12 protein-coding genes are annotated in these 13241 nt (G+C 65.8%); 9 read left to right on the top strand and 3 right to left on the bottom strand.

Going from position 1 to position 13241, the window contains the following annotated elements; genetic code table 11:
* Nucleotides 1-141: 141 nt before the first annotated feature.
* Nucleotides 142-948 carry a response regulator gene (locus tag FIV09_RS11820; RefSeq protein ID WP_152450137.1) on the top strand — a complete coding sequence of 269 codons (807 nt, stop codon included), beginning with the start codon at nt 142-144 and terminating at the stop codon, nt 946-948.
* Here the strand turns inward: FIV09_RS11820 and FIV09_RS11815 are convergent.
* The 3 genes from FIV09_RS11815 to FIV09_RS11805 form a co-directional block, all read right to left on the bottom strand.
* Nucleotides 894-2438, bottom strand: a complete 1545-nt coding sequence (locus FIV09_RS11815) for a PAS domain S-box protein (protein ID WP_254702214.1) — start codon at nt 2436-2438, stop codon at nt 894-896. The genes FIV09_RS11820 and FIV09_RS11815 overlap by 55 nt on opposite strands.
* A gap of 59 nt (nt 2439-2497) precedes the next feature.
* Entirely contained in the window at nt 2498-2965 is a 468-nt protein-coding gene (locus FIV09_RS11810; RefSeq protein WP_216646957.1) for a CBS domain-containing protein, read from the bottom strand.
* Between the two features lie 98 nt (nt 2966-3063).
* Nucleotides 3064-3504, bottom strand: a complete 441-nt coding sequence (locus FIV09_RS11805) for a Fur family transcriptional regulator (RefSeq protein ID WP_152450135.1) — start codon at nt 3502-3504, stop codon at nt 3064-3066.
* Between the two features lie 146 nt (nt 3505-3650).
* Between FIV09_RS11805 and FIV09_RS11800 the strand changes: the two genes are divergently transcribed.
* The 8 genes from FIV09_RS11800 (at nt 3651) to dctP (ending at nt 13167) form a co-directional block, all read left to right on the top strand.
* Entirely contained in the window at nt 3651-4562 is a 912-nt protein-coding gene (locus FIV09_RS11800; RefSeq protein ID WP_152450134.1) for a metal ABC transporter substrate-binding protein, read from the top strand.
* 61 nt (nt 4563-4623) lie between these two features.
* Entirely contained in the window at nt 4624-5478 is an 855-nt protein-coding gene (locus tag FIV09_RS11795; RefSeq protein ID WP_152450133.1) for a manganese/iron ABC transporter ATP-binding protein, read from the top strand.
* A gap of 5 nt (nt 5479-5483) precedes the next feature.
* Complete coding sequence (locus FIV09_RS11790; protein WP_152452557.1) at nt 5484-6341, top strand: metal ABC transporter permease; 858 nt, start codon at nt 5484-5486, stop codon at nt 6339-6341.
* On the top strand, nt 6338-7201 hold the full coding sequence (locus FIV09_RS11785; protein ID WP_152450132.1) for a metal ABC transporter permease: 864 nt from the start codon (nt 6338-6340) through the stop codon (nt 7199-7201). Before FIV09_RS11790 ends, FIV09_RS11785 begins: the two co-directional genes overlap by 4 nt.
* A gap of 302 nt (nt 7202-7503) precedes the next feature.
* Nucleotides 7504-8790 (top strand): DEAD/DEAH box helicase, encoded by a 1287-nt coding sequence (locus tag FIV09_RS11780; RefSeq protein ID WP_152450131.1) that lies wholly within the window; start codon nt 7504-7506, stop codon nt 8788-8790.
* A 386-nt stretch (nt 8791-9176) separates the two neighbouring features.
* Nucleotides 9177-10409, top strand: a complete 1233-nt coding sequence (locus FIV09_RS11775) for a putative DNA modification/repair radical SAM protein (RefSeq protein ID WP_152450130.1) — start codon at nt 9177-9179, stop codon at nt 10407-10409.
* Nucleotides 10409-11893, top strand: coding sequence for a UdgX family uracil-DNA binding protein (locus FIV09_RS11770; protein ID WP_152450129.1), 1485 nt, complete (start codon nt 10409-10411; stop codon nt 11891-11893). Before FIV09_RS11775 ends, FIV09_RS11770 begins: the two co-directional genes overlap by 1 nt.
* A 176-nt stretch (nt 11894-12069) precedes the next feature.
* On the top strand, nt 12070-13167 hold the full coding sequence (gene dctP / locus FIV09_RS11765) for a TRAP transporter substrate-binding protein DctP (protein ID WP_152450128.1): 1098 nt from the start codon (nt 12070-12072) through the stop codon (nt 13165-13167).
* Nucleotides 13168-13241 lie beyond the last annotated feature (74 nt).

The raw sequence follows: 13241 nt of genomic DNA, 5'->3' as shown, positions 1-13241 counted from the left end.
GGCACTTTGACAAGCCGGTGTCATGGAATTGCACCCGCAGATGTATCGTTTTGTAGCGAAATGTATCGCGGGTATCGGCGGCAGGGTGCACGGGCGCGATCAATGCTGGCCCGAGCGCGAGGGAGGCGTTAAATTCCTGCCATGACACCGCAAAGCATTCTTGTCGTGGACGACGATGCGGGCGTGCGCGCCCTGTTGCGGGACGTGTTCGAAGGCGGGGGGTTCCGGGTGATCGAGGCCAAGGATGGCGCAGCAGCGCTCGACCTGCTTGAGCACGAAGCGGTCAGCCTCGTCTCGCTCGATCTGCAACTCGGGGCCAAGGACGGGCTGGATGTCGCCCGCGAGATCCGCAAGCGCCGCGATGTGCCGATCGTGATGGTGACGGGGCGCGACGACGTGGTCGACCGCGTCGTGGGGCTGGAGCTGGGTGCGGACGATTACATCACCAAGCCGTTCCATGTCCGCGAGGTCCTGGCGCGGGTGCGCAGCGTTCTGCGGCGGGCCGCTCAGGCGGAGGGCGCTGTCGGGCATGAGGATGACACCGCGCAGGCCGCGCCGGGGCTGGCCGCAGAGGGGCCTTCCGCCTTTCGCTTCGACGGCTTGGTGGCCATCCCCGACCGGTTCGAGCTGATCGACCGCGACGGCACCCGCTCGGATCTGACCAGCGGCGATTTCCGGCTTCTGACCGTCTTTTTGCAGAATGCGGGCCGGGTGCTGTCTCGCGACCGGCTGATGGACCTGACCAGCGGCACGGGCTGGAGCCCGCTTGACCGGACCATCGACAACCAAGTGGCGCGGCTGCGAAAGAAGATCGAACGCGATCCCGCCGATCCGCAGATCATCAAGACCGTGCGCGGCGTGGGCTACACTTTCGCGGCCGAGATCACGCGCCCTCAGTCGGAGGATCGGCGCAACAGCTCGGACAGTCGGCGCGCCAGCACGCCTTGATGATAGGGCTTATGTAGAAGGTCGGCATCGGGCGCGCCGGGCAGGCGGTCCGAGACCGCGTCGCTGGCATAGCCCGAGGTCAGGATCACGCCGATCGACGGGAAGCGCTCGTCGATGCGCCGGGCCAGATCGAAGCCGTTCAGCGCGCCGGGCATGATCACGTCCGACAGGACAACCGCCACGTCGAGTCCGCCCTCCAGCATGCGCCAAGCCGCATCGCCGCTCTCCGCGACCTCGACGGCGTAGCCAAGCGCAAGCAGCCGGTCGGCGGTGATCTGGCGCACATGCGCGCTGTCTTCGACCACGAGGATGCGTTCTCCGTTCCCGCGGGGCAGGGCGTCCGGGCCCGCCTCATTGGGGCCCGATCCGGCCTCGTCTGCATCGCGGGGCAGGGCGGGCAGGTAGACCCCGATGGCGGTGCCGTGGCCCAATTCGCTGTAAAGGGTGATATGCCCGCCCGATTGCCGCACGAAGCCGTGCACCATCGCAAGGCCGAGACCCGTGCCCTGACCGGGCGCCTTGGTGGTGAAGAACGGCTCGAAGGCGCGGGCCTGGGCTTCTTCCGACATGCCCGATCCATTGTCGCTGACCAGAAGGCGCAGATAGTGACCGGGCGCCACATGCGTTTCCTGCGCCATGTAGGTGTCGTCGATCTCGATCTCGCTGACCTGGAACAGGATGCGCCCACCCTCCGGCATGGCATCGCGGGCATTCACGGCGATGTTGACGATGGCTGATTCCAGCTGAACGGGATCGACGTGCACGCGCGGCAAGCCTTCGGGGCATTGGGCCGCGATCTCGTAAGCCTCGCCAAGGGTGCGTTCCAGAAGCGCCACGGTCTTGCGGCAGATATTGCCCAAATCCACGGCCTCGGGCTTCAGGCTGCCCTTGCGCGCGAAGATCATCAGGCGCGAGGTCAGGCCCGCCCCGGTCTCCGCCGCCTCCATCGCGCGAGCGAGATACCGCCGCGTGTCGGGCGCGTCCGTCGTGGCCTCGGCCAGTTCCAGGTTGCCGATGATGACGGTCAGCAGGTTGTTGAAGTCATGTGTGATCCCGCCGGTCATCTGCCCCACCGCATCGAGCCGCATGCTGCGCGCGAGCGCCGTCTCGCCCGCGCGGCGCTGGCTCAGATCGTGCAGGATCGCCACGAAGACCGGCTCGGCACCCACCTTTGCCTCGCCAACGGAAAGATGCAGCGGAAAGGTGCTGGCATCCGCCCGGCGGCCCGTCAGGTCGCGCCCGATCCCGACAATGCGGGCGATGCCGGTGTCGCGATAGGCGGTCATGTATTCGTCATGGGCGCGGGCATGATCCTCGGGCATCAGGACGCGCACATTCGCACCGATCAGCGCATCGGGATCATGGCCGAACAGATCATGGGTCGCGCGATTGGCCCGCAGGATGGTGCCCTTCGCGTCAGCCACCACCATCGCATCGACCGCCGCATCGAGGATCGCGCTCAGGATTTCGCTGTCGGCGGGATCAGGCAAGGCGGCGCTCCTTTCGGGCCAGGGTCATGTCTCGTGCCGAAGGGGATTAGACCGCAGGCTCACGGCGCTGACAAATACTCCGTCAGATCGCTCAGGGTGAGGACACCGACAAGATGAGCGTCTTCGGCGACAAGGAACTTGTGCTGACCGGTCTTCGAGATCAGCGCGAAGACATCGCCAAGCGGCAGCGCATCCGACAGGACATGATCGCGGGCCAGATCGACAAAGATATCGTTAGCGCGGGTGCTGACCCAATGCTCGCGGTCGATGGCGGAGATGGCGCGCCGGTCGAGCCGTCCCAGAAGCACGCCGTTCTCGACCACGGGCAGGAGGCCGATGCCGCGTGCGACCATCAGCCCTTCGAGGGCCTCGGCGAGGGTCGTCTCGGGCGCGATGCAAACGGGCTCACGGGTCATGACATCGGCCACGATGCCCGCGGAGCCGGGCGCAGTGCCGCGCGGCACGCGCCGATGCGCGCCGGGTGCGGCCCGCGCGCGGACAAGTCGGAGGAACGAGGACAGGGACATCGCAACACCCGATGAAACGGGCATCATGCTAGCGCGATGCGCCGGTGAGCGGTTGATCTTGCGCAAATGACGCGGGCGAGGGCTGCTCCGCGCGCGCCTCAACCGCCGCGTTTCTTGCGTGCCTTGCGGACGTAAAGCTCCATCCGGTGATGCACGATCTCGTAGCCCATGGAGGCCGCCAGAGATTCCTGTAGCGCCTCGATTTCCGCGGATTGGAATTCCACCACCTCGCCGCTGTCGACGTCGATCATGTGATCGTGATGGTCGAGATCGGCATGCTCGAACCGGGCGGTGTCGCCTTCGAATTGCAGCCGCTGGATGACGCCATGCTCCTCCAGCGCGGAAAGGGTGCGGTAGACCGTCGAAAGCGAGATGCCCGGCACCGTGTCCGTGGCGCGGCGGTGCAATTCCACCGCGTCGGGATGATCGTCCGATTGCGCGATGATGTCGACAAGCGCCGCCCGCTGGCGGGTGATCCGGATGCCGGACTCCCGCAGCGCCTGGGTGAATTTGTCGGCCAATGCATCGCTGTCGCTCATGGCGTCTGAATGCACAAAGCGCAGGCGTTCATCAAGGGCTTTGTTGCAAATCACTCGCAACTGGCTTGACAGTTGCAAATCATTCCTAAATGCATATCGAGAAACCAAGCAATCCATCGACCAACCTACCGACAGAGGAGATCCGCATGTTCCGCCGACCGACCGTTCCGGCCGTTATCCTGACCGCTCTTGCCGCGAGCTGGGGCGCCACGCCTGCCGCAGCAGAGGACAAGATGAAGGTTGTCACGACCTTTACGGTGCTCGCGGACATGGCGGCGAACGTGGCGGGGGATGCCGCCGAGGTCGTGTCCGTCACCAAGCCCGGCGCGGAAATTCACGGGTATGAGCCCACGCCGCAGGATATCGTGCGCGCGCTCGATGCCGATCTCGTGCTGTGGAACGGCCTGAACCTGGAGCTGTGGTTCGAGCAGTTCCTCGCGAACCTGCGTGATGTCCCCTCGGTGACCCTGTCGGAAGGGATCGATCCCATTTCGATCTCCAGCGGCTCCTACGAGGGCAAGGCCAACCCGCATGCCTGGATGGGGCTCGATAACGCGCTGATCTATATCGATAATATCGCCGCCGCCTTCGCCGAAGAGGATCCGGACAACGCGGAAATCTACGCCGCCAATGCCGAGGCCTACAAGGACGAGATCCGCGCCGCGATCGAGCCCTTGCGCGCGCGGGTCGAAACCATTCCCGAAGATCAGCGTTGGCTTGTGACCTGCGAGGGCGCGTTCAGCTATCTCGCGCGGGATTTCGGAATGCAGGAGCTGTATCTCTGGCCGATGAACGCCGATCAGGTGGGCACACCGCAGCAAGTGCGCGCCGTGATCGACGGGGTGCGTGAGAACGACATCCCCGTGGTGTTCTGCGAAAGCACCGTCAGCACCGCGCCCGCCGAGCAGGTCGCGCGCGAGACCGGCGCGGCATTCGGCGGCGTGCTCTATGTCGACAGCCTCAGCGCTGGGGATGGGCCGGTGCCGACCTATCTGGACCTCTTGCGGGTCACGGCGACCACCGTTGCGGACGGCTTGACCCAATCGGCCACCAACTAGGGGCGCGCGGATGACGCGGGCCTGACATCACCCCGGAAGGATACGAGGGATCGAAAGCGCCATGAAACACGACACGCCCGATACGGCCCGTTCCGTTCCGGCGGAGCATGCGCGGCCCCATGCGCAGTACGTAGCGGCTGAACAGCCAAAGGCCGAGCAGGCCGAGGCGGGCATTTCCGTGCGCGACGTGACCGTGACCTATCGCAACGGCCACACGGCGCTCTGGGATGCCTCCTTCGAGGTGCCGCGCGGGTCGATCACGGCGATCCTCGGGGTGAATGGCGCGGGCAAATCGACGCTCTTCAAGGCGCTGATGGGCTTCGTGCCCGTGGCACGGGGCGATATCGCTCTGATGGGTCGCCCTGTGGCAGACGCGTTGAAGCGCAATCTCGTGGCTTACGTGCCGCAGGCCGAGGAGGTGGACTGGGATTTTCCCATCCTCGTCGAAGACGTCGTGATGATGGGCCGTTACGGGCATATGGGCTTTCTGCGCCGCGCACGGGCTGCCGACCGCGCAGCCGTGGATGCCGCGCTCGCCCGCGTCGACATGACCGAGTACCGCCACCGCCAGATCGGCGAGTTGTCGGGCGGGCAACGCAAGCGCGTCTTTCTCGCGCGCGCGCTGGCGCAGGAGGGGCAGGTGATCCTGCTCGACGAGCCCTTCACCGGGGTCGACGTGAAAACCGAGGAACGGATCATCGAGCTTCTGCGCGAATTGCGCGCCGAGGGTCGGGTGATGCTGGTCTCGACGCATAACCTCGGCACGGTGCCCGATTTCTGCGACCGGACCGTGCTGATCAAGGGCACCGTGCTCGCTGCCGGTCCGACCGAGACGACCTTCACCCGTGAGAAGCTGGAAGACGCCTTTGGCGGGGTGCTCAGGCAGGTCACGCTGGGGCTCGAGGCGGCCGGGTGACCCAGATGCTCTTCGAGCCCTTCACCTATGGCTACATGACCAACGCGATCTGGGTGTCGGCGCTGGTGGGCGGCGTCTGTGCCTTCCTGTCGGCCTACCTGATGCTCAAGGGCTGGTCGCTCATCGGCGACGCGCTGTCCCATTCGGTCGTGCCGGGCGTGGCGGGCGCCTACATGCTTGGTCTGCCCTTTGCGCTGGGCGCGTTCCTGTCGGGCGGGCTGGCGGCGGGGGCGATGTTGTTCCTGTCGGAACGCTCGGGCCTGAAGCCCGACGTGATCATCGGCATGATCTTCACCTCATTCTTCGGCCTCGGCCTCTTCATGGTCTCGGTGAGCCCCGTCTCCGTGTCGGTGCAGACCATCACCATGGGCAATATTCTGGCGATCACGCCCGAGGATACATTGCAACTGGCGATCATCGGGGTGGTGTCGCTGACCATCCTGACGCTGAAATGGCGCGATCTCATGGTGACCTTCTTCGACGAGACCCATGCCCGCGCCATCGGGCTCAGGCCCGATCTGCTGAAGGCGTTGTTCTTCATCCTTTTGTCGGCCAGCGTCGTCGCCGCGATGCAGACCGTGGGCGCCTTCCTGGTCATCGCCATGGTGGTGACGCCCGGGGCCACGGCGTACCTGCTCTGCGACCGGTTCGAACGGCTGATCGTCACCTCGGTGGCCATCGGGGCGGGCACGAGCTTCGCGGGCGCTTATCTCAGCTACTTCCTCGACGGGGCGACGGGCGGCGTGATCGTCACGCTGCAGACGCTGATTTTCCTCGCGGCCTTCGCCTTCGCGCCAAAATACGGACGGCTCGCATCGCGCCGCCGCGCCGCCGAGGCCTTGTCCGGGGAGCGCGCGGCATGACTCTCGACGCTCTCCTTTTGCCGTTCCAGCTGCCCTTCATGCAGAACGCCTTTCTGATCTGCCTGATCGTGTCGGTGCCCGCAGCGCTTCTGTCCTGCTTTCTTGTCACCAAGGGCTGGGCGCTGATGGGCGATGCGGTCAGTCACGCGGTCCTGCCGGGCATCGTGCTGGCCTATATCCTGGGCATCCCTCTGCTGATCGGAGCCTTCGCGGCGGGCATGACTTGTGCGGTGGCCACGGGCTACCTCGCGGGCAATTCCCGGGTGAAGCAGGACACGGTGATGGGCGTGGTCTTCTCGGGCATGTTCGGCATTGGCATCGTCATGTATGTCTCGATCGAGACCAATGCCCATCTCGACCATATCCTTTTCGGCAACATGCTGGGCATTGCGCCCGCTGAGCTTTGGACCGCGCTCGTCATCGCGATCGTGGTGGCAGCAGGTCTGCTCCTGCGCTGGCGGGACCTGATGCTGCACGCCTTCGATCCCGCGCAGGCCCATGCGGCGGGTCTGCCCGTGACATGGCTGCATTACGGGCTTCTGGCGGCGATTTCGCTGACCATCGTGGCGACCCTGTCGGCGGCAGGGCTGATCCTCTCCATCGGGCTGCTGATCGCGCCCGGCGCCATCGCCTTCCTGCTGGTGCGGACCTTCCGCGCGATGCTTTGGGTGTCCGTGGCAATCTGCATGGGGGCGATGAGCCTTGGCACCTATCTGAGCTTCTTTATTGACAGCGCGCCTGCGCCGACCATCGTGCTGATCCTGACCGCGCTCTTCGTGATGGCGTTCCTGCGTCGTCAGATCACGACCCGCCGCGCCAGCCTGCGCGCGCGCGATGCCGTGGCGGATATGCCCGGTTGAGGAGCCATGTCCGCGCACCGCTTGACTTCGGGCCGGGCAGGCGCCATGTGTCCTCCATCGCCGCGCTGCCGCGTGAGCTAGCCGCGCCTGACGTCATCCCAGACGATCCAAGCGCACCCGGCGATATGACATTCCCAGTTCCCCATCACGCAGGGTTCCTGATGCGACGGCCAGAGCCGCGGGAAACGCCCGCGCCTTGAGAGGCCGCGCTTGACCCCACGTGCGCCGCACCCCGCGGCCATGATCAAGCATGGTCTGCCCCGCAACACGGGTGTCGGGCCTTGCGGCTTAAAGGATATCTTTTGTTCGACTTTGACATGCTCGGCCTCGCGCCGGCCCTCAACACCGCCCTTCTGAACAACAAACTGACCCAACCCACGCCGATCCAGAACAAGGCCATTCCGCTGGCCCTGGAAGGCCATGACATCCTGGGCCTCGCCCAGACCGGCACCGGTAAGACGCTGGCCTTCGGCCTGCCGCTCATCGACCATCTGCTGGCAGCCCCCGGCAAGCCCGAGCCCAAGCAAGCCAAGGCGCTGATCTTGGCACCCACGCGCGAACTGGTGAACCAGATCGCCGACAGCCTGCGCAGCCTGACGCGCGAGACCCGCATCAAGGTCGCGACCGTGGTGGGCGGGCAGTCCATCAACCGCCAGATCTCCACCCTGTCGAGGGGCACGGACATTCTGGTGGCGACGCCCGGACGGCTCATCGACCTGATGGATCGCCGCGCGGTGGATCTCTCCTCCGTGCGCCATCTGGTGCTGGATGAGGCGGACCAAATGCTCGACATGGGCTTCATCCATGCGCTGCGGAAGATCGCACCCAAGCTCGGCACGCCGCGTCAGACCATGCTGTTCTCGGCCACGATGCCGAAGCAGATGGAGGAGCTGTCGGGCGCCTACCTGACCAATCCGCGCCGCGTGCAGGTCTCCCCTCCGGGCAAGGCCGCCGACAAGATCACCCAGTCGGTGCATTACGTCGAGAAGGGCGCAAAGCCCGGCCGTCTGCGCGAGATCCTGTCGCAGGACCCCGACGCGCTGACGCTCGTCTTCGCGCGCACGAAGCACGGCGCCGAGAAGCTGATGAAGGGTCTCGTGGCGGATGGCTTCAACGCCGCCTCGATCCACGGCAACAAGAGCCAGGGCCAGCGCGACCGCGCGATCAAGGCCTTCCGCGACGGCACGATCACCATCCTCGTGGCGACCGATGTGGCCGCGCGCGGCATCGACATCCCAGGTGTGGCCTACGTCATCAACTACGAGCTGCCGGATGTCGCGGACAACTACGTGCACCGGATCGGACGCACCGCGCGTGCCGGACGCGAGGGCGAGGCGATTGCCTTCTGCGCCGCGGACGAGGTGGAACTGCTGGAGCAGATCGAGAAGGTCATGAAGACCGAGATCCCGGTGGGCTTCGGCACCCGCCCGAAGGCCGAACCGCGTCCCAAGCCGGGCGGCGGGCGTCGCGGTGGCGGCGGCAATCGCGGCGGTGGCAACCGGGGTCGCGGCGGCAAACCGCAGGGCGCTCCCAAGGCGCAGGGTAGCGCGCCGAAGAAGCACCGTCCGCGCCGACGCAAGGCGGCGTAACGGAATAGGGAGAGGCCTCGAACTTTGTTCGGGGCCTTTTCCTTTTCGTCGGGCTCCAGAAACGTTTGGTGTGCTTAAGACGGGTTTGCAAAGCGCCCCAGGCGCGGAATCAAGGCTGCTTGCAGCCGCCGCGCCAAGCGCCTGCCCGCTCGGGTGGGCTGGCGCTCTGGTTACGTTGGCGCAGTCGCTCGTTCTGTGGAGGGGCGTTGCAGGCATAAAGCGCCTGCGTTCGGCCGTTGCAGCGCCATCCCGCGAGCAGGCGCACCAACCGATGGGCTTTGTGGTCACGGCATGTGGTTCCGGACCATAGCCCAAATCCGCAAACGCGACCCCCTGCCGCAGCCTTTCCACTTGCCGGACCCCACGTGCGAACATACCATGAACGCATGGTCAAGCGTACTCTCTCAGACAAGCTCGCGATTCTGTCCGACGCGGCGAAATACGACGCCTCCTGCGCTTCGTCCGGGGGTGAACGGCGCGACTCGCGCGATGGCAAGGGCCTCGGCTCCTCGGGCGGGTCAGGCATCTGCCACGCCTATGCGCCGGACGGGCGCTGCATCAGTCTTCTGAAGATCCTGATGACCAATTTCTGCACTTACGAATGCGCCTATTGCATCAACCGCGCCTCCTCTCGCGTGGAACGCGCGCGCTTCTCGGTTGAGGAGGTGGTGCATCTGACGGTCGAATTCTATCGTCGCAATTACATCGAGGGGCTGTTCCTGTCCTCGGGCATCATCCGTTCGCCCGACGACACCATGGCCGACATGGTCCGCATCGCCCGCAAGTTGCGAGAGGAGGAAGGCTTTCGCGGCTATATCCACCTCAAGACCATCCCCTCGGCCAGTCAGGAACTGATCGACGAGGCGGGCAAGTGGGCCGACCGGCTGTCCATCAATATCGAGATGCCGACGGAGCGGAGCCTGAAATCGCTGGCACCCGAAAAGGATGCCCGCAACATCAAGCAGAGCATGGCCGATGTGCGCGTGAAGCGCGAGGAAAGCCGCACGGGGCGCAGCTGGCGCGGCAAGCGGCCCGCGAAGTTCGCGCCCGCAGGCCAGTCGACGCAGGTGATCGTGGGCGCCGATCAGGCCAATGACCGTACGATCCTGACGCAAAGCTCGGACCTTTACGCGAGCTACGGTCTGTCCCGCGTCTATTATTCCGCCTTCTCGCCCATCCCGGACCCGGCGAAAGCGCTGCCGATCAAGCCCGCGCCGCTCATGCGCGAACATCGCCTGTATCAAGCCGATTGGCTGCTGCGCTTCTACGATTTCCAGGTTGAGGAGATCGGCGGCGCGTCGGGGATGCTCGACCTCGATCTCGACCCCAAGACCGCTTGGGCAGTGGCGCACCGCGAACATTTTCCCGTCGATATCAACCGCGCCCCGCGCGAGGCGCTGCTGCGGGTGCCGGGCTTTGGCACGAAAACGGTGAACCGGCTGTTGGCCGCGCGGCGCAGGGGGCTGGTGCGCTATGAGCATCTGGCGGCCATGGGCGCCATCGTGAAACGCGCGAAGGCCTTCATCACGGCCCCCGGCTGGGCGCCACGCGGTCTTCTGGAAGAAGAACACCTGCGCGCCCGGTTCGCGGCGCCTGCCGAGCAACTCTCGCTTTTCTGATGTACGAGGTGGTGCTGCCCCGGATCGGCACGGTCGCGGCCTGGCGGGCCGAGGCGCGCAGGCTTGCCCGTGCCGGTATCCCGCCCGAGGCGGTGCTGTGGCGGCGCGGCGGGCAGGCGCCGGATCTCTTCGCGGGCGCGCCGGTCGTGGCCGAGGGCACGGCGCGGGACATCCGCCTGTCGAAAATCGCCATCGACGGGATCGAAAGCGCGCTCTACCACACCGATCCCGAACGCTTCGCAAGAGCCTATCGCACGGTACTGCGGCTCAGCGCAGGCGCGGTGCAATGGGGTGACCGCAGCGATGCGGATGTCGCGAAACTGCTGGCGCAGGGCAAGGCCATCGGGCGCGACGTGCACAAGATGCACGCCTTCGTGCGCTTCCGCGAGGTGGAGGCGCAGGGGCCGCGCCGGGCCTTCGCCGCGTGGTTCGAGCCCGAGCATCCCTGCCTGGAACGCGGTGCGCCGTTCTTTGCCAAACGCTTCGGCGATATGGATTGGGTGATCGCCACACCCGACCTGACCGCGCGGTTCGAGGATGGCAAATTGCGGTACGAGGAAACGGAGGCGCCCGAACGCCCACCCGAAGACGCGACCGAGGATCTGTGGCGCACCTATTACGCGTCGATCTTCAATCCCGCGCGGGTAATGGTGAAGGCGATGTGCGCCGAGATGCCCAAGAAATACTGGAAGAACCTGCCCGAGGCGGAGCTGATCCCGGGCCTTATCGAAGGGGCCGAGGCCCGCGTGCGCGCCATGGCCGAGACGATGCCGGTGCTGGAGCCTGACCGCCGGGCACGAGCGCTCTCCGATCATGCGGCGCGGGTGCTGGCAAAGCCCGCGCCCGAAGGCCCGGTCGCCACCTTGGCCGAGGAGGTGCGCGGCTGCACGCGCTGCGATTTGTGTCATCACGCGACGCAGGCCGTGCCGGGGCAGGGGCCGCGGGAGGCGCGGGTGATGATCGTGGGCGAACAGCCCGGCGATCAGGAAGATCTCCGTGGTCAGCCCTTCGTGGGACCTGCGGGGCAGGTCTTCGACCGGGCCGCAGGGGCCGCAGGGCTCGACCGCCAGGCGGCGTTCATCACCAACGCGGTCAAGCATTTCAAATTCCAGGCGCGCGGCAAACGGCGCATCCACCAGCGTCCCGATGCGGGCGAGGTCGAGGCCTGTCGCTGGTGGCTCGATCTCGAACGCGAACTCGTGCGGCCCGAGCTGATCGTCGCGATGGGTGCCACCGCTGCCGAGGCGCTGACGGGCGAAGGGCGGCACCTCACCCGGCGCAGGGGCCGGATCGAGACGTTGACGGACGGCACGCCGGTTCTGATCACCTGGCATCCCTCCTACATCCTGCGCCTTCCCGATGCCGACGCCCGCGCCCGTGCGGAGGCGGAACTGGTCGGTGATCTGACCATCGCACGCCAGATGGGAGAGGCGGGTGCACTTGGCGCGGCGGGCGCGCAGATCGCCACGATACGTGAGCGGTAACGCCGCATTGCGGCGACGAAAGTGCTTGCCCTCACCGCCCAGAAATCTAGCCTCCGCGCCAGGAGGAGGCGTCCGATTTGCTGTGCGGCGAAGGGCGATCATCGGGGATGACACGCAACAAGCTGTTGGCAGGGCGCGCTTTTTCCAAGAAGAAAGAGTGACCTAGGGAGGACTCAATGAAAAAGCTCACAACGCGGCGCCATGCGCTACGCACACTGGCCGGTGCCGGTGCGGCCACGCTTGCAGCGCCCCATATCGCAGGTGCTCAGGCCAACGGCACCACCTGGAAGATCCAGACGTCCTGGCCGGGCGGCGCAGGCCTTCAGATCTTCAAGGATTGGTGCGCCTCGATCCAGGAAAAGTCGGGCGGCGAGCTGGCCTTCCAGGCCTTCGGTGCAAATGACGTCGTTGGCGACTTCCAGCTTTACGACGCGGTGAAGAACGGCGTTCTGGACGCAGTGAACCCCTTCACCATCTACGGACAGGGCATCATTCCGGCGGCGACGTTCCTGACGTCCATCCCGCTCGGTCTGCGCAACCCGCACGAGTTCGACGTGTTCTATTACGGCCTCGGCGGCATCGACATCGCGCGCGAGCTCTACGCCGAGCAGGGCCTGATGTTCGTGGGCCCCGTCCACCATGGCCCGAACATCATTCACTCGAAGGTGCCGATCCGCTCCATCGACGACTTCGCGGGCCGCAAGATGCGCCTGCCGGGCGGCATGGTCGCGGAAATCTTCACCGAAATCGGGGCCGAGACCACGGTTCTGCCGGGCTCCGAGATCTTCCCGGCGCTCGAGAAGGGCACGATCGACGTGGCCGATTACGTGGGCCCCGCGGTGAACTACGCGCTCGGCTTCAGCCAGGTCACCGACTACATCGTCATGGGCCCTCCGGGCTTCATGTCGCTCTACCAGCCGGTCGACATCATGGACATCACCGTGGGCATGGATGCGTGGAACGCGCTCTCGCCGCAGATGCAGCAATTCGTCGAGATGGAGACGCATGTCTACTCCGACATGCACCATGCCGCGATCCAGGCCGCCGACCAGGAAGCCTGGGGCAAGTTCGAGGCCGATGGCACCGAGGTCACGCGCCTCAGCCAGGACGACGTGGAACTGATGACCGAAGTGGCCGTGCCGATCTGGTTCGACTACGCCAACCGCGATCCGAATGCGGCGCGGGTCTTCAAGATCCAGCTCGACTACATGATGTCCGGCTCGCTGGGCTACGTGGATCCGGCGCTGACCGACGGTCTGTCGCTCGATATCTGAAACCGCTCGCCGGTAATCTAGGCCGCCCGGCACGGATCGTGTCGGGCGGTCGCTCATGTCATATAAGGAAATAA

It is taken from the genome of Roseivivax sp. THAF197b (assembly GCF_009363255.1).
In the GTDB taxonomy this organism is placed as follows: Bacteria; Pseudomonadota; Alphaproteobacteria; order Rhodobacterales; family Rhodobacteraceae; genus Roseivivax.
The sequence above is the reverse complement of the archived record's forward strand: the minus strand, read 5'-3'. Positions and strand labels throughout refer to the sequence as shown.

Excerpts from the sequence above, each read along its gene's own strand:
- FIV09_RS11820 (WP_152450137.1), top strand. The coding sequence starts at position 142 with ATGACACCGCAAAGCATTCTTGTCGTGGACGACGATGCGGGCGTGCGC.
- FIV09_RS11805 (WP_152450135.1), bottom strand. The coding sequence starts at position 3,504 with ATGAGCGACAGCGATGCATTGGCCGACAAATTCACCCAGGCGCTGCGG.
- FIV09_RS11795 (WP_152450133.1), top strand. The coding sequence starts at position 4,624 with ATGAAACACGACACGCCCGATACGGCCCGTTCCGTTCCGGCGGAGCAT.
- FIV09_RS11785 (WP_152450132.1), top strand. The coding sequence starts at position 6,338 with ATGACTCTCGACGCTCTCCTTTTGCCGTTCCAGCTGCCCTTCATGCAG.
- dctP (WP_152450128.1), top strand. The coding sequence starts at position 12,070 with ATGAAAAAGCTCACAACGCGGCGCCATGCGCTACGCACACTGGCCGGT.
- FIV09_RS11790 (WP_152452557.1), top strand. The coding sequence starts at position 5,484 with ATGCTCTTCGAGCCCTTCACCTATGGCTACATGACCAACGCGATCTGG.
- FIV09_RS11770 (WP_152450129.1), top strand. The coding sequence starts at position 10,409 with ATGTACGAGGTGGTGCTGCCCCGGATCGGCACGGTCGCGGCCTGGCGG.
- FIV09_RS11800 (WP_152450134.1), top strand. The coding sequence starts at position 3,651 with ATGTTCCGCCGACCGACCGTTCCGGCCGTTATCCTGACCGCTCTTGCC.
- FIV09_RS11775 (WP_152450130.1), top strand. The coding sequence starts at position 9,177 with ATGGTCAAGCGTACTCTCTCAGACAAGCTCGCGATTCTGTCCGACGCG.
- FIV09_RS11810 (WP_216646957.1), bottom strand. The coding sequence starts at position 2,965 with ATGTCCCTGTCCTCGTTCCTCCGACTTGTCCGCGCGCGGGCCGCACCC.